Annotated in this window: 15 protein-coding genes; 6 read left to right on the top strand and 9 right to left on the bottom strand. The window is 58.7% G+C overall.

Annotated features, from left to right (window positions below):
* Positions 1-141 precede the first annotated feature (141 nt).
* Together FXO12_RS08975 and FXO12_RS08970 are read left to right on the top strand one after the other, a co-directional pair.
* Positions 142-1,032: an ATP-binding protein gene (locus tag FXO12_RS08975; protein WP_034127157.1), complete on the top strand. Its 891-nt coding sequence runs from the start codon at positions 142-144 to the stop codon at positions 1,030-1,032.
* Positions 1,029-1,511: a GAF domain-containing protein gene (locus tag FXO12_RS08970; protein ID WP_054897893.1), complete on the top strand. Its 483-nt coding sequence runs from the start codon at positions 1,029-1,031 to the stop codon at positions 1,509-1,511. Before FXO12_RS08975 ends, FXO12_RS08970 begins: the two co-directional genes overlap by 4 nt.
* A gap of 69 nt (positions 1,512-1,580) precedes the next feature.
* Here FXO12_RS08970 and FXO12_RS08965 read toward each other — a convergent pair whose 3' ends face one another.
* The 7 genes from FXO12_RS08965 to FXO12_RS08935 form a co-directional block, all read right to left on the bottom strand.
* A complete protein-coding gene (locus FXO12_RS08965) occupies positions 1,581-5,216 on the bottom strand; it encodes a transporter substrate-binding domain-containing protein (RefSeq protein WP_060772680.1) in 3,636 nt (1,211 codons plus the stop codon).
* Positions 5,217-5,224: 8 nt separating this feature from the next.
* The gene (locus tag FXO12_RS08960) at positions 5,225-5,851 is read right to left on the bottom strand and encodes a response regulator transcription factor (protein WP_057976672.1); all 627 of its coding nucleotides are present in this window, start codon (positions 5,849-5,851) and stop codon (positions 5,225-5,227) included.
* 249 nt (positions 5,852-6,100) lie between these two features.
* The gene (locus tag FXO12_RS08955; RefSeq protein WP_160049604.1) at positions 6,101-6,502 is read right to left on the bottom strand and encodes a response regulator; all 402 of its coding nucleotides are present in this window, start codon (positions 6,500-6,502) and stop codon (positions 6,101-6,103) included.
* A gap of 161 nt (positions 6,503-6,663) precedes the next feature.
* Positions 6,664-7,995 (bottom strand): deoxyguanosinetriphosphate triphosphohydrolase, encoded by a 1,332-nt coding sequence (locus FXO12_RS08950; RefSeq protein ID WP_034127162.1) that lies wholly within the window; start codon positions 7,993-7,995, stop codon positions 6,664-6,666.
* 164 nt (positions 7,996-8,159) lie between these two features.
* Positions 8,160-8,501 carry a hypothetical protein gene (locus FXO12_RS08945; RefSeq protein ID WP_034127163.1) on the bottom strand — a complete coding sequence of 114 codons (342 nt, stop codon included), beginning with the start codon at positions 8,499-8,501 and terminating at the stop codon, positions 8,160-8,162.
* Positions 8,498-8,902 carry a phage holin family protein gene (locus FXO12_RS08940; protein WP_005786473.1) on the bottom strand — a complete coding sequence of 135 codons (405 nt, stop codon included), beginning with the start codon at positions 8,900-8,902 and terminating at the stop codon, positions 8,498-8,500. The genes FXO12_RS08945 and FXO12_RS08940 overlap by 4 nt, the downstream gene beginning before the upstream one ends.
* Before the next feature lie 2 nt (positions 8,903-8,904).
* Positions 8,905-9,219: a YqjD family protein gene (locus FXO12_RS08935; RefSeq protein WP_057976675.1), complete on the bottom strand. Its 315-nt coding sequence runs from the start codon at positions 9,217-9,219 to the stop codon at positions 8,905-8,907.
* Between the two features lie 345 nt (positions 9,220-9,564).
* Here FXO12_RS08935 and FXO12_RS08930 point away from each other — a divergent pair, with 345 nt between their 5' ends.
* Positions 9,565-10,773, top strand: coding sequence for an ammonium transporter (locus tag FXO12_RS08930; RefSeq protein ID WP_057976677.1), 1,209 nt, complete (start codon positions 9,565-9,567; stop codon positions 10,771-10,773).
* On the opposite strand, the gene FXO12_RS08925 is transcribed toward FXO12_RS08930, so the two are convergent.
* Positions 10,760-12,496: a monovalent cation:proton antiporter-2 (CPA2) family protein gene (locus tag FXO12_RS08925; protein ID WP_034127165.1), complete on the bottom strand. Its 1,737-nt coding sequence runs from the start codon at positions 12,494-12,496 to the stop codon at positions 10,760-10,762. The genes FXO12_RS08930 and FXO12_RS08925 overlap by 14 nt on opposite strands.
* 238 nt (positions 12,497-12,734) lie before the next feature.
* On the opposite strand from FXO12_RS08925, the gene FXO12_RS08920 reads away from it, so the two are divergent.
* From FXO12_RS08920 to FXO12_RS08910, 3 genes are all read left to right on the top strand, one after another.
* On the top strand, positions 12,735-12,971 hold the full coding sequence (locus tag FXO12_RS08920; protein WP_057976679.1) for a glutaredoxin family protein: 237 nt from the start codon (positions 12,735-12,737) through the stop codon (positions 12,969-12,971).
* A 74-nt stretch (positions 12,972-13,045) separates the two neighbouring features.
* Positions 13,046-13,381 carry a hypothetical protein gene (locus FXO12_RS08915; protein WP_057976682.1) on the top strand — a complete coding sequence of 112 codons (336 nt, stop codon included), beginning with the start codon at positions 13,046-13,048 and terminating at the stop codon, positions 13,379-13,381.
* A gap of 69 nt (positions 13,382-13,450) precedes the next feature.
* Positions 13,451-14,341, top strand: coding sequence for a pseudouridine synthase (locus FXO12_RS08910; protein WP_057976684.1), 891 nt, complete (start codon positions 13,451-13,453; stop codon positions 14,339-14,341).
* Between the two features lie 55 nt (positions 14,342-14,396).
* On the opposite strand, the gene FXO12_RS08905 is transcribed toward FXO12_RS08910, so the two are convergent.
* The gene (locus FXO12_RS08905) at positions 14,397-14,618 is read right to left on the bottom strand and encodes a YgdI/YgdR family lipoprotein (RefSeq protein ID WP_003189935.1); all 222 of its coding nucleotides are present in this window, start codon (positions 14,616-14,618) and stop codon (positions 14,397-14,399) included.
* Positions 14,619-14,694 lie beyond the last annotated feature (76 nt).

Here is a 14,694-nt window from a genome sequence, read left to right as displayed (position 1 = left end):
TTCCCTTCGCCCGGCAAGCATAGCTGAACATCCACAAGCTTTGGCTCGCCCGGCATGAATCGTTTGTTTGATGCAGCCCTACAGTTTGCCGCAGGGTTGCCAATACGCCATCTTTTGCAAGAAGTTGCCAGAGGAATAGCTGTGGATTCTCGATTGAATGCCTTTCTTGAGCGCGCCGATGCGGTGCTGGCTCGCCTGGAACCGTTGTTACCCGCCCCACGCCAGGCGATCGACTGGCACCAATGCCTGGCCGCCCGCTGGCAGCGCGAAGGTCGCAATGGCTTCCTGTTACCGTTGGAAGTGAGCCTGGACATGCGCCTGTCGGACCTGATCGGTGTCGACAAACAACGTGAACAACTGGCGCGCAACACCCAACAGTTCCTTGATGGGTTACCCGCCAACCACGCCCTGTTATGGGGTTCGCGTGGCACCGGCAAGTCTTCCATGGTCCGGGCCTTGCTCGCCCAGCACGCTAACGCCGGCCTGCGTCTTATCGAGATCGAGCGTGACCACCTGGCTGACCTGCCGCGGGTGGTCGAGCAACTGGTCAAGCTACCACAACGCTTCATTTTGTTTTGCGATGACCTATCGTTCGAGGCCGGCGAAGGTGACTATCGCGTGCTCAAGAGCGTGCTGGATGGTTCCCTGGAACAGGCGCCGGAAAACGTGCTGCTGTACGCCACGTCCAACCGTCGCCACCTTGTGCCGGAAAACCAGAGCGACAATGACAACTGGAAACGCGTGGACGGCGAATTGCACCCGAGCGAGGCGGTTGAAGACAAGATTGCCTTATCGGATCGTTTTGGCTTGTGGTTGTCGTTCTACCCCTTTACCCAGGAGCATTTCCTGGATGTGGTGGAACACTGGATCGGTGAGTTGGCCAGCAAGGCCGGCTTGCAGTGGCAGCGCGATGAGCAGCTTGACGTTCTCGCGGTGCGTTGGGCCACTGGGCGCGGCAACCGCAATGGCCGGTGCGCCTATCAATTCGCCCGTTACTGGGTGGGTCTTAAATTGCTGGAACGTCAACCATGATCGATTTACAACAGGCCGGCAGCGGCCTTGATGGCTATGCCATGCTCTGCGCGCAACTGGAGTCATTGCTGGCTGATGAGCGCGATTTTATTGCCAACAGTGCGCAGTTTTCCGCGTTCCTGTTCAACCAGTTGGATGACTTGAACTGGGCTGGCTTTTATCTCAATCGTAACGAAGAGCTGGTGCTTGGGCCCTTTCAGGGGCAGATCGCCTGTGTGCGCATTCCGTTTGGTCGCGGCGTGTGTGGTGCGGCTGCGGCCTCACGGAAAACCCAGCGCGTGGAGGACGTGCACGCGTTCCCAGGCCATATCGCCTGCGACAGCGCTTCGAACAGTGAATTGGTGGTGCCATTGGTCAAGGACGGCCAACTGATTGGTGTCCTTGACCTCGACAGCCCATTGCTGGGCCGCTTTACCCCTCAGGACCAGGAGGGGATTGAGCGGCTGGCGGAGATTTTCCTGCAGTTGACCGACTGCTGAAGCAGTGGGTACTTATGCTGGTCGCGGTAGGAGCGCATTTGCTCGCTCCCGCCACGACGGGCCCTGGTGCTATGGGGCTTGCAGTTCATCGAGTTGAACCCGCAGCATCTTCTCCAATTCCAGCATGAGCTGTTCCAGGGCCCTGATGCCGCTTTCGATCACGGCCCACTCCTCATTGCGAGAACAGGTTTGCTCCAAGGCTTCGCATTGCCCCGCCAACGAATGGGCTTGAACGATGCGGGCGGCACCCTTGATCTTGTGGGCTTGCTCAATGATGTCCGAGGGGGGCGCGTGTCGATCCCGCAGTTCGATAAGGACCTTGCGGTCGTGAAGGCTGCTGCTCAGCAGCTCCTCCAGCAAGCGTCGGCTCAACTGTGGATCACCGCCGGTCAGCGCTTCCAGGCATTCGAGGTCCAGCCGTTGGGGCACGGTTTCAGGGGCGATATGTGCCAGTTGGCGCTCTAATACGGTAAGGCTGATGGGTTTGAACAGGCAGTCATCCATGCCGGCTTGCACGCACCGTTGCCTTTCCTCCGGCTGGGCGTTGGCGGTAAAGCCCAGTACCACGCAGGGCACCAATTGTTCGCGTTGCTCATATTCACGGATTGAACGACTCAGTTCGTAGCCATTCATGATGGGCATGTTGCAGTCGGCAATTACCAGGTCGAAATGCTCTTTACGCCAGGCCTGGAACCCTGCGGCTCCGTGCTCGGCAGCGATGAATTTATGCCCCAGGTAGCCCAATTGCTGGCACATCAGCAGGCGATTCGCCGGATGGTCGTCTACCACCAGTACGTTAAGCACCCGTGCGGTGGCCGGCGTTGGCGGCGTGTGTTCACCCACCGCCTGGATCGCTTGCAGGCGAGGCATGCTCAGGTTGACGTGCACCTGGGTGCCGACCATGGGCACGCTGCTCAGGCTCAATTGGCCGCCCATCATCGCGCACAGGCTGCGGCAGATCACCAGACCCAGGCCCGCGCCACTGCGCGCCAGTTGCCCTGAGTTGTCCGCCTGGGCAAAGGGTTCGAACAGGCGTTGTTGGTCATCCCGGCTGATGCCGATGCCGGTGTCTTCCACCACCAGTTTCAGCTCGATCTGCTCCGGGGCCTGGGTAGGCTGCAGCTCGACCTTGATCTTGACCTGCCCTTGTTCGGTGAACTTGATCGCGTTGCTCACAAGGTTCGATAGCACCTGCTTGAAGCGCAGCGGGTCTATCAGCACCTCGATATCGTTCAGGTCGGGTTTGAACTCCAGCAGCAGGCTGAGGGTTTTCTGCCGTGCGAGACCGTCGAAGACGCGCACCACTGATTCAATTACCTCCCGCAGGTTGACGCGCTCCGGCGCCAGGCTGAGGCGGCCGGACTCGATACGCGCGATGTCGAGAATGTCACCGATCAGCTCCAGCAGGTCTCTGGCCGAGTTGTACGCCACCTCGATCGCCGGACGGTCAAGGTGTCCTTGGTCGGCGCGCTTGAGCGTCAGTTCGAGCATGCCGATCACAGCGTTCATCGGGGTACGAATCTCGTGGCTCATGGTAGCCAGGAACGTGCTCTTGGCGCGGTTGGCTTCGTCGGCGCGCTCCTTGGCAGCGCGTAGTTCATCGAATAGCTGGCGTCGGTCACTGATATCGATCCAGCCACCGATGATGCCCTGGACTTCACCCGTAGAGTCGCGGTAGGGAAGGATCCAGTGATAGATGGTCAGTTTCTTGTCGTGGATATGCAGGCTGCGATCGAGGATCAGCGGGTTACCCTCGGCCACCACACGCAGATAGTCAGCATGATACTGGGCTGCCTCCGACGCCAGCGCCATGGTCATCTGGGTCACGCTTTTGCCGATCACCTCTTCGCGCTTGACGTCGAACACCTGCAGGTAGCTGTCGTTACAGGTCTGCAACAACCCATTGCGGTCGCGCACGTAGATCGGATGGGGCGTCTCATTGACCAGTGCACGCATGAACTCGAACTGATCGTTGAGGGCACGTTCGGCCATTTTTCGATGCTTGATCTGGCGACGCATGTAGGCGTTCCAGGCTAGGGATATCAACAGCAACAGCCCGGTGCCGATGATGATTCGCGCGATCAGTTGATGGTAATTACGCCAGTAGCTGTCCGATGCGGCGGTGTAGCCACGCCAGCGACTGTTGATTACGCCCATTTCATCCGGGGCAATGCTGAGCAGCGCCTTGTCGAGTATCGAGCTCAACTCCGTGGCTTGGCGCGAGGTAGCAAGAGAGAAGGTCGCTGGGGTCGTGCCGATGCTGGCGCTTATTTGCAATTTATCCTGGAAGACCTGGGATGACAGGAAATAGTTGGCGATCACCAAGGTATTCACTGCCCCATCCACTTGTCCCTGTGCTAGCAGCTCCGATGCTCTGAACGTATCACTGGTTTCCACCAGTTGAACCTGCGGGAAGTCTTTGCTCAAGGTCGCGGCCAGTGGGTTGCCTCGGGTGATTGCCAGACGCTTTCCTGCCATCTGCTCCATGTTCGAGGGGGCACCTTGCTCTCTGCGTGTCAACAATACATAGGAGTTTTCCAGGTAGGGGCGGCTGAAATTAAGCTGCGAATCTCGTTCGTTGCTGGGCACGATGGCACCGATCATATCGACTTTCTGGGTCGCGACCTGGTCGATCATCGCGCTGACATCGCGCCCGCGCTGCACCGAAAAACGCAGGCCGGTGCGCAAGCGAATCAACTCAAGCAAGTCGGCGGTGATGCCGCGAAAGTTGCCGTCTGCATCGAAGAACGTCAGGGGCGCGAAAGTTTCGTTGACGACCACGGTGACCACCGGATGCTCTTTGAGCCAGCGCTCTTCGCGCTGGGTCAGTTGCAGCTTCTTGTCGGTCAGCAGGATGTCGCTGCCGGCGCTCCAGCGCTTGGCAATACTGTCCCTTTCGTTGATGGGCACTGAGGCCAGGGCTGAATCGACAATGCTGAGGAGCATCCGGTTGTCCTGGCGCGCGGCAAAACTGAAACCATAAGCTTCATGTTTGCCGAAGTTGGCCATGCGAATGTTCTTGAGATAGCCCTTGTTGATCATGTAATGGGTGGAAATGGTGTCACCGAGAAACACATCCGCCTGGTCGAAGGCCACTGCATTCAAGGCATTCTGATAGGACGGGTAGGCGCGGATGCTCGCCTTGGGGTACAGCTTCTCCACCTCATTGAGCGGCAGGTAGTGATAGACAAGGCTCAGGCGCAACCCATCGAGGCCTTCGCTGAGGCTGCGGGTTTCTCCCTCGCGCGTGACCAGCACCGGCTGGTCCACGGCATAAGGTTCGGAGAGGATAAGATTTGGCGTCGCAGCTTCAAACCCGTTTGAGGAGCCCAGCAGGTCAATTTCCCCGTCTTCCAGGGCGCGAATGGCCGCCGCTCGGGAGGGGTAGCGCATCACATTGATTGGCAGGGAGAGTGCCTTGGCCAGTAATCCTGCGTAGTCGGCGGTAAGGCCTTCGTAGTCATGGCCGCTGGAAGTGAGGTCGAAGGGCGGGTAATCAGGTGTGGATGTCCCCAGCGTGAGTTCACGTTTGTTCTGCAGCCACTGGCGCTGGGCCTTGTCAAAATGAGTGTCCAGTTGAACAGCTCCCGCACGACTCAAGAGGGTGAAACGTTCCGGGCTGGTTTGGTGCTCCGCCAGCACGGTAGTGCTGAAGTACAAACCGGCACTTAATATAATCAGATAGTCCTTTATACGCCTGGGCATCCGCTTTCTCACACTAGCGCGTTTCGTTTTGCCATCTCGATGAGTTCTACCAAGGATTTGGCTTTGAGTTTCTGCATGAGTCTCTTTTTATAAGTACTGACCGTCTTGTTGCTTAAAAACATACCTTTGGCAATTTCCTTGTTAGTGCGACCTTGCGCAAAAAGTTGCAGGACCATCAACTCTCGGTCATTAACTGACTTGAACAGTTCCAGCTCCTGGACATCCATGCCTTCGGCTCCGGGGCCACTCAATGCCTGGCTGGGGAAGTAGTTGTAGCCGGACAGGACAGCGCGAATGGCGCTCAGCAATTCGCTCAGGTCACCCTCCTTGCACACATAGCCTTCGGCGCCCGAACGCATGCACCGCGTAGCAAATAGCGTTGGGCACTGGGCCGTGAGCACCAGGGTCTTCATGGAGGTGTTCATGGCATTGAATCGGCAGAGCACCTCGAGACCGTCGAGTTTCGGGATGCTGATATCCAGAATCACCAAGTCTGGAAGGCACTCACGGACCATTTGTATGGCATCGCCCCCGTTGTCTGTTTCGCCGACGACCTTGTAACCTTCGTGCTCCAGCAACATTCGAATAGCAAGCCGGATAACGGGGTGGTCATCGATAATAAAAACTGAGTTCATAATCACATTCCATGCAGGTGCAAATAAAGCGGGCACATTAGCTCAGAAGATAAGGGCACGGCATGAAGCGCACGAGCAGTAGATGCAAAACAGGAAAGTTCCTACAATTAAAAAGGTATACGCCTACAAGTTGATGGGTAGTCGTGACAGAGCATGTGAGCGTTTCAAACGCAATCGTGGCATGGTGATAGGCTTGAGTTTTTACGGCGGGCTTCGTAGCGTATTTCGTCGAAGAAGATGTTTAAAGTCCTACGTAGGGGGGGTAAAAGTTAAGCCGATTAACTTTTCAAGTTCGTCCTTGTTCAACGGTTTTGATAAATAGCCAAGAAACGGAAGACTTCGTTGCGAGGCTTGTTTTGTCGGGCTCATCAGTTCTGGCGTGGGTAACCCGCTTAACAGAATAGCGCTGGTAATGAAGCGCCGACGGCTGGCGATTTCCACTAGTTCAAGTCCGGGCAGGTCGGGCAGGCATTGGTCGCACAACATCAGGTCAAAGGGATGTTCGGACTGGCTCATTGTGCGTATGGCCTGCTCTGCGTTTTCCACCGCAGTCAGTTGATCGAAGCCGAAGCTGTTGAGCAGGCATTGGGTGGCCAGAAGTTGAAACGGGTGATCCTCCACCAAAAGAATACGAAGAGAGTATCTGGGCATAGAAAGCACACAGTGAGGCAAGCGTCGATGGGGGCAGTAGAATTGCTCGGTCGGTTGGGAACGCGTGATTATTCTTCGGATGCTTGTACGAATTCGATCAGTCCGCTCTGTTCCCATCGTAGGGCAATTCGTTTCAGGGAACAGGCGGTCGGATGCAAGCGTTACTGAGGGCTGGAACGCCCAGTCATTTCCCGTGCCATTTCGGTGGCGTAGCTGTCGGTCATACCGGCAATGAAGTCGATCATTCGCAGGAACGAGGCGTGCAGTGGCCAGGCGGGGTCCGGCGCGCTGTTGCCCAGCAAATCGAGAATGCGCCGATTCTTGAACGACGGTGTTCGCCCGCCATGTTGTTCAAGGGCCGCGCCGCAGAACGCGTTCAGCAGGATTTCCAAGGTGGTGTAAGCGCCGATTTCATGCAATGTCTTGCGCTTGTCCTGGAAAATTTTCTTGCGCGCCATGTCTTTGGCATCCAGCACGCAGCGCTTTGCCGGGCCGTGCATATGCTCCACCAGGTCTCCCTGCAGCGTGCCGGCCAGCAGGGCGTCCTGCTGTTCGACAAACGCCTGCGCAGCCGCATTGGTCAGGTGCTCGATGGCTTTGCCACGCAGGATCGCCAGCTTGCGTCGGCGAGAGTCCAATGGGCCCAGCTGGCGATAGGTTTGTGGCAGGTCATCACCGACCAGGTCGAGCAACAACGACTCCACTTCGCTGTACTGCAGAAGCTCCATTTCCAGGCCATCTTCCAGGTCGATCAACGCGTAGCAGATGTCGTCGGCTGCCTCCATCAGGTAGACGAGCGGGTGACGCGCCCACCGTTGTTCCTCTAACTGGGGCAAGCCAAGCTTGTGGGCGATCTGCTCAAGAATTGGCAACTCGCTCTGGTAACAGCCGAACTTGTGTTTCTTGTAGCCCAGCGAGTCGGCGTGACGGGCAGTCCAGGGGTATTTGAGGTACGTGCCCAAGGTGGCGTAGGTCAGCCGCGTGCCGCCGTCGAACTGGTGGTATTCAAGTTGGGTGAGTACCCGAAAGCCCTGGGCATTGCCTTCGAAGTTAAGGAAGTCATTGCGTTCGGCGCTGCTCATGCCATCCAGCCAACCTCGCCCGGCGGCCTGTTGGAACCAGTGGCGAATGGCGTCTTCGCCGGAATGCCCGAATGGCGGGTTGCCGATGTCATGGGCCAGGCAGGCCGATTGCACCACCATGCCCAGGTCGCTGGGGTCGCACCAGTCGGGCAGGGCGCTGCGCAGGGTTTCGCCCACGCGCATGCCGAGTGAGCGCCCCACGCAGCTGACTTCCAGGGAGTGGGTCAAGCGTGTGTGGATATGGTCGTTGCTCGAAACCGGATGCACTTGGGTCTTGCGTCCCAGGCGCCGGAATGCGCCGGAGAAAATAATGCGGTCGTGATCTTTGTGGAAGGGGCTGCGGCCCAGTTCTTCAGGGCTGTGCAGGGGTTTTCCAAGACGTTCGCGGGTTAGCAGGGTGGGCCAATCCAAGGCGCAGGCTCTCCGTAGTGTGAATGACAGTTCCAGCTTCCCGGTTCGGCCTTCAAGGGCAGGCGAATCCAGCGGTCGGCCGCGTCGGTATCAATTAACAGGCAGCGCAAAAAACCGCAATGACCAGCAGGTGTCTGGTCATTGCGGTCATCGGCTAACGAGGGTCAGCTTTTGCGCGAAGAGCCTTGCATGGCCAACTTGATCAGGGGGATCAAGCCGGCACCCAGCCGCACCAGGCGCGTGATGCTGCTGATACTGCCGCCCTTGGCGCCCTTGCCGGTAAAGAAGCCCATCAGCGTAACCGCCGCCACACCCCACAACGGCGCGTGCTTGATGCCCAGGCTGTCCTGCCAGTTGTGGCGCATGTTGCGCATTTTGTGCAGGGGCGCCATGAGTTGTTGGGACTCATGACGGATTTCCTGGCGGTGCATTTCCATGCGCAGGCGAATCAAGGCTTTGCGCATTTCCCGGCGAGAAGTATTTTGCGGGATTTCAGTCATGCTCATGGCAGCAGGCGCTCCCGGTCATTGGCCAGTTCTTCGAGCGTGGCGTGGAAGGGCGTGGACTCATCGAATACCGCCGCCTTCAAGCGCACACCGCAGAACGCAGCGGCCAGGCTGTAGAACACGCAGAGGCAGATGATGCCGGTCAGGCGATAGCCCGTGTCCCACACCAGGATCATCACCAGCGTCGACAACCCCACCAGCAACAGCAGGGCAAACACCAATGCCAGGCCGGCAAATAGCAAAAGGCTGACGGTACGGGCCTTTTGCTCTTGTAATTCAATGCCGAACAACTCGACATGACTGTGCAGCAAGCCCAGCACAGCTGCGCCCAGGCGTCGGGAAGTTGAACCGCTTGCTGAGGAATGTGCGCTCGTGGATGAGCTGGATTCGCCGATAGACATGGTTAGCGCCTTGTAGCCAATAGACCGATCAAAAAGCCTACGCCGGCAGCAATGCCGACTGACTGCCATGGGTTGGCTTGCAGGTAGTCTTCGGTGGCGGTGATTGCCGCCTGGCCGCGCTCGCGCAATGAGTCTTCGGTCAGTTGCAGGGTCTCGCGGGCCTTGAGCAGGCTCTCGTGGATCTTGGTGCGCAACTCGTCAGCCTGGTCACCGGCCAGCACGGCAGTGTCGTCCAGCAGCTTTTCGGTATCGCTGACCAGGGTTTGAAAATCCTCCATCAGTATCTCTTGAGCAGTCTTTGCTGTTTTACCGGCCATGGTTATCTCCGTGGGTAGCTGATCTGTACGTGTGGTTTCGAGTCGCGGCGTTCGCTGAAGGTTCATTGCAATTGTGTGGTACAGCTTTTGCTTTGCCTTGGTGCGCAGGCCTTGGAGCCTGCGCTGAATCCGGGCGGTCGAGGTGAAAACCTTGGAAAACCTTACCCTAAATCACTTAATTTCGCGGAAAAACCCTTTCGGCAACGGCCTGTTGTGTTGATCGCTGCGCTAAAGCGGTTCACGCCCTCTGAAGAAAGGCGGAGCCGGCGGTGCCAATTTAGTGCGCTTAACCCTGGCTTGAACCGCTTTGGTGCTTTTTGCCTTGATGCAGGCCTGCCAACCTCCATGGAAAACTTGCAAAGCGCGGTGGACACCCTCGTCCACAGCTCCAATACCTTGTTCATTCTGATTGGCGCGGTCATGGTGCTGGCCATGCACGCCGGCTTTGCCTTCCTTGAAGTTGGCACGGTACGGCAGAAGAACCAAGTCAACGCCTTGTCGAAAATCCTCAGTGATTTCGCGATTTCAACGCTGGCCTATTTCTTTATAGGCTATTGGATCTCCTACGGGGTGAGCTTCCTGCAACCGGCCGCGGTGATCAGCGCCGATCATGGCTACGGCCTGGTGAAGTTTTTCTTCCTGCTGACGTTTGCCGCGGCGATTCCGGCAATTATTTCCGGCGGGATTGCCGAGCGTGCGAAGTTTGCCCCGCAACTGTGTGCCACCGCGCTGATCGTGGCGTTTATCTACCCGTTCTTCGAAGGCCTGGTATGGAACGGCAACCTTGGCCTGCAAGCATGGCTGCTCGCAACCTTTGGCGCCAGCTTCCACGACTTTGCCGGTTCCGTGGTTGTTCACGCCATGGGCGGCTGGCTGGCGCTGGCGGCGGTGTTGCTGCTGGGCCCGCGCAATGGGCGTTATCGTGAAGGGCGCCTGGTGGCGTTTGCGCCGTCGAGCATTCCTTTCCTGGCGCTGGGCTCGTGGATTCTGATCGTGGGCTGGTTCGGCTTTAACGTGATGAGCGCGCAAACCCTCAATGGCGTCAGTGGTCTGGTGGCCGTCAATTCGCTGATGGCCATGGTCGGCGGCACCGTGGCTGCCCTGGTAATTGGCCGTAACGATCCCGGTTTTCTGCACAACGGTCCGTTGGCCGGGTTGGTGGCAGTCTGCGCCGGTTCCGACCTGATGCATCCGGTGGGCGCGCTGGTCACGGGCGTGGTCGCTGGCGGCTTGTTCGTGTGGTGCTTTATCGCTGCCCAGGTGCGCTGGAAGATCGACGACGTGCTGGGCGTGTGGCCGTTGCATGGCTTGTGTGGCGTGTGGGGCGGCATTGCCTGCGGCATCTTCGGGCAGGCTGCCCTGGGTGGACTGGGCGGCGTGAGCCTGATCAGCCAGTTGATCGGCACCGGGCTGGGCGTGGCGGTAGCATTTGGCGGCGGCTTGCTGGTGTACGGCGTGATCAAGCGCGTGCAAGGGCTGCGCTTGAGCCAGGAACAGGAGTATTACGGTGCGGACCTGTCGATCCACAAGATCGGCGCGGTCAGTCAGGACTGATCGGCGCGTCTTCGTCAGTGTGTGGCGGTGGGTAGAAACCGTGCAGCAGGCGATAGTGGTTGCGCCGTACTTCATTCACTCGCGCCTGCACCTGTTGGTCCGGCAGGCCCAGCAGGATCAGGGCGTGGGAGGCGAGCATCAGGCTCGACTCCAGCAACTCGGGCACCACCTCGCTGGCGCCCGCGGCCTTGAGTTCAGCCAACTGGCTGTCATCGCGTGTGCGCACCAGGATCGGCACGTCTGGGTTGATCTGCCGCGCCTCCTTGAGCACCACCAGGGCGACATCGCTGTTGTCCACCGCGATCACCGCCAACCGCGCCCGTTCCAGGCCGACGGCGCTGAGCAATGCACCACGGCGGCAGTCGCCGTAATGCACACTGCTGTCCTCGGTGGCGGCTTCCTGCACCCGTTCGGGGTCATCATCCAGGGCGATAAACGCCTGTTGTTCGCGGCGCATAAAGCGCCCGATGGACTGGCCTACCCGGCCATACCCGCAAATCACCACGTGTCCGTGCAATTGAGCGTTGAGCGCGGTGATGTGTTCCAGTTGCACTTGCTGGTTGGGCTTGCGATGCAGGCGCAGCGCGATGGCCGGTGCCGCACGTAACAGCAGCGGTGTCAGCAGCATCGAGCAGAAGGTGGCAGCCAGTAGCAGGCCGTTGAACTCATCGGGAATCAACCGGCTCTGCTGCATCTGCGCCATCAGCGCAAAACAAAACTCGCCGCCCTGGGCCAGCGCCAGACCGCTGCGCCAGGCTGTTTCGGTGTCACTGTTACGCCACTTGACCAGCGCCGCGACGACGCTGCCTTTGACCAGCATCAGCGTGAGCGTCAGGCCGAGGATCAACAGGCTGTGGCTGACGAACAACTGCAGATCGATGAGCATGCCGATGCTGACAAAAAACAGCCCCAGCAGGATGTCGCGAAACGGGCGGATATCGGCTTCGATCTGGTGTCGGTAATGACTTTCCCCCAGCAGCATGCCGGCCAGGAATGCACCGAGGGCAGGGGACAGGCCCAGCAGGTGGGTGAGCCAGGCGGTGAGCAAGACAATCACCAGCGCCAGCAGCACAAACAGTTCCGCCGAATGAGACGCGGCGACTTCACGGAACAGGCGCGGCAGCAACCAGCGGCTGGCGAACAACAGGCCCACGAACAGCACCACGGTCTTGCCCAAGGTCAGCGGCAGCGCCCAGTACCAGGCTTGGTCGCTGCTGCCGGCAAATACCGGTACCAATGTCAGCAGCAACACCGCTACGACATCCTGGAACAGCAACACGCCGATCGCATTCTGCCCATGACTGCTGAAGACTTCACCCAGGCTGGTCAACTCCTTGCTGACAATGGCGGTGGACGATAACGCCAGCCCTGCGCCCAGTAACAACGCGACGCCAGGTGCGAGGCCAAAGCTCATCAATAACGCGCCCAGCAATGCCCCGCACCCCAGCACTTGCAGGCTGCCCAGGCCAAATACCACGCTGCGCAGCGCCAACATTCTCGACAGGGAAAACTCAAGCCCCAGGGAAAACAGCAGGAACACCACACCCATCTCGGCCAGGTCCGGCAGGTCTTCGTTGTCATTGACCCAGTCCAGCGCGGTGGGGCCCACTGCCAGGCCTACGCACAGGTAGCCCAGCACGGGCGGCAGCTGCAGCCGGCGAAACAGTGCAATCACCACCAGGGATGAGGCCAGAATAATCAGCAGGTTGGCGAACACAGGCATCTCCGTTGCAGGGCGAGCGGCAAAAAGCCGCAAGAATCGCTGAATCAGTTATAGGCCATGGTGATCTGGATCAGGCTTTTTGCGCCGTAGGAGCGAGCTTGCTCGCGAAAAACGTCAACGATAACGCGGGGTTCCTGAGTGAACGCGGCGCGCGGGAGTTTTTCGCGAGCAAGCTCGCTCCTACAGGGGCTTGTTGGGATTAGAATGGATGTTCGTTTCTTGTTCGAGTCCTTTCATCATGCTTCCTGAATGCCAGCTGTTCGGCACCCTGGGTTGCCATTTGTGTGAGATCGCCGAAGCCGAAGTCATGCCGCTCGTCGAACACGGGCTGTTGGTGGAGTTGGTGGATATCGCCGATCCGGAGGACCTGACAGACATCTACGGCCTGCGGATTCCGGTGCTTCGCCGCACGGACACCGGGGCGGAACTGGACTGGCCGTTCGACACCGCGCAGGTGGTTACCTTCCTGCGCTGAGATTTATGCGATGGCGGCTTTCCAAATATTAAGTTACTGTATATTCGTACAGCGATTGAATAGAGGGAACGCCCGTGGTGAATGTTGAACAACTTAAAAGCAGCGTCAATCGCATGTCCGCCGATGTGGTGCGTGACGCGGTGAACGAACTGCGCCTCGATGGCCTGGTCACGGAAGGCAAGACGCCGTTTAACAAAGTGCATTTCAACACCTGCTTCGCGGAAATCGAGGCGCTGTTCCAGCGCGCCGGTTATCACAAGCAGCTGGATGTGGTGGGTTATCAGGGCTTGCTCTACGCGTTGTATGACCCGGGTCGTTGGGATGCGGTGGACGTGCTGCGCTGGCTCAAGGAATTCACCGAGGCGGCAAGCGCCTCGCCGGTGCTGCGAGCTCAACTGGCCAAGGCCTGAGATAGGCCCTAGGCAATCGCGCGCCATGGGCGATAATGCCCGCCTGTTTTCCAGGCTTTGAGCGTCGGCATGCCCACTTCCATTTTTTCCCCCTCCCAGCACCAAGCCAGCACCCTGTACTTGCCGCCGGGCTCCTGGGTGACGGTGCTCGATTGCCTGTGCGCACACTTTCCGGCCATCGACCGCGAACAATGGTTGGACCGCATTGCGCGCGGCCGGGTGCTGGATGTCAATGGCAGCCCGATCAGCCTGGGCCTGGGCTACAAGGAAGGCTTGTGCATCTATTACTTTCGCGAAGTGCCCAACGAGAAAGTGATTCCGGTGCTGGAAAACATCCTGTACGCGGATGAGCACCTGGTGGTGGCGGACAAACCGCATTTCCTGCCAGTGACACCCGCTGGCGAATACGTCGAGCACACCTTGTTGCGACGCTTGATCCGGCGCCTGGACAATCCCGCCCTGGTGCCCCTGCATCGCATCGACCGACATACGGCGGGGTTGGTGCTGTTCTCCGCCAACCCGCACAGCCGTTCGGCCTATCAGCAATTGTTTCCCACGCGACGTATCGACAAATTCTATGAAGCCATCGCTCCGGCCTTGCCGCACCTCAGCTTCCCGTTGGTGCACAAAAGCCGTTTGGTGGATGGCGAACCTTTCTTTCGCATGCAGGAAGGGCCGGGTGCCAGCAACACCGAGACGGCGGTAGAGGTGCGCGAGAAAAACGCTGATCTATGGCGCTACGGCCTGTTCCCGGTGACCGGCAAGAAGCACCAGCTGCGCGTGCATATGACGGCGCTCGGGGCGAGCATCTGTAATGACCCGTTCTACCCCGAAGTGATCAAGGATGCCGAGGACGATTACGCCAAGCCACTCAAGCTACTGGCCCAGGGCGTGCGCTTTATCGACCCGGTAAGCGGTGAACAACGCAGCTTTCGCAGCCAGATCACCCTGGACTGGTAAACCCCAGGAACAACAAGGCCCGCGCTAGGCGGGCCTTGTGTGCAAGCGCTGAGGCTTACAGGTCTTTAACGGTGCGAACCTGATCTTTATTGATACGGGTGTGCTTGCCGTCCAGTTGTTCGAATTCGTAGAAGCCCGAATCTTCATCGTACTTCGGGGTGTCGACGGCCTGGATTTCGCGACCGTCATTCAGGGTGATCACTGTTGGCGAAGCGCAACCGGCGAGGGTAGCGAGGCCCAGTGCAAGCATGAGAGCGGCGATGGTCCGTTGAGTCATGAGTTTGTCTCCGAGAGAATACTTTTAAATTGCTGACCTTGTGACGTACGGGACGCCGGCAAAGTTCCTTGTGCAG

The organism is Pseudomonas sp. J380 (assembly GCF_009827115.1).
Classification (GTDB): domain Bacteria; phylum Pseudomonadota; class Gammaproteobacteria; order Pseudomonadales; family Pseudomonadaceae; genus Aquipseudomonas; species Aquipseudomonas paracarnis.
Note: the sequence above shows the minus strand (reverse complement) of the source record. Positions and strands in the feature narration are given on the sequence as shown.

Coding starts and splice junctions, on each gene's coding strand:
- FXO12_RS08955 (WP_160049604.1), bottom strand. CDS start 6,502: ATGCCCAGATACTCTCTTCGTATTCTTTTGGTGGAGGATCACCCGTTT.
- FXO12_RS08925 (WP_034127165.1), bottom strand. CDS start 12,496: ATGCCTGTGTTCGCCAACCTGCTGATTATTCTGGCCTCATCCCTGGTG.
- FXO12_RS08940 (WP_005786473.1), bottom strand. CDS start 8,902: ATGTCTATCGGCGAATCCAGCTCATCCACGAGCGCACATTCCTCAGCA.
- FXO12_RS08960 (WP_057976672.1), bottom strand. CDS start 5,851: ATGAACTCAGTTTTTATTATCGATGACCACCCCGTTATCCGGCTTGCT.
- FXO12_RS08935 (WP_057976675.1), bottom strand. CDS start 9,219: ATGGCCGGTAAAACAGCAAAGACTGCTCAAGAGATACTGATGGAGGAT.
- FXO12_RS08930 (WP_057976677.1), top strand. CDS start 9,565: ATGGAAAACTTGCAAAGCGCGGTGGACACCCTCGTCCACAGCTCCAAT.
- FXO12_RS08965 (WP_060772680.1), bottom strand. CDS start 5,216: ATGCCCAGGCGTATAAAGGACTATCTGATTATATTAAGTGCCGGTTTG.
- FXO12_RS08920 (WP_057976679.1), top strand. CDS start 12,735: ATGCTTCCTGAATGCCAGCTGTTCGGCACCCTGGGTTGCCATTTGTGT.
- FXO12_RS08945 (WP_034127163.1), bottom strand. CDS start 8,501: ATGAGCATGACTGAAATCCCGCAAAATACTTCTCGCCGGGAAATGCGC.
- FXO12_RS08905 (WP_003189935.1), bottom strand. CDS start 14,618: ATGACTCAACGGACCATCGCCGCTCTCATGCTTGCACTGGGCCTCGCT.
- FXO12_RS08970 (WP_054897893.1), top strand. CDS start 1,029: ATGATCGATTTACAACAGGCCGGCAGCGGCCTTGATGGCTATGCCATG.
- FXO12_RS08910 (WP_057976684.1), top strand. CDS start 13,451: ATGCCCACTTCCATTTTTTCCCCCTCCCAGCACCAAGCCAGCACCCTG.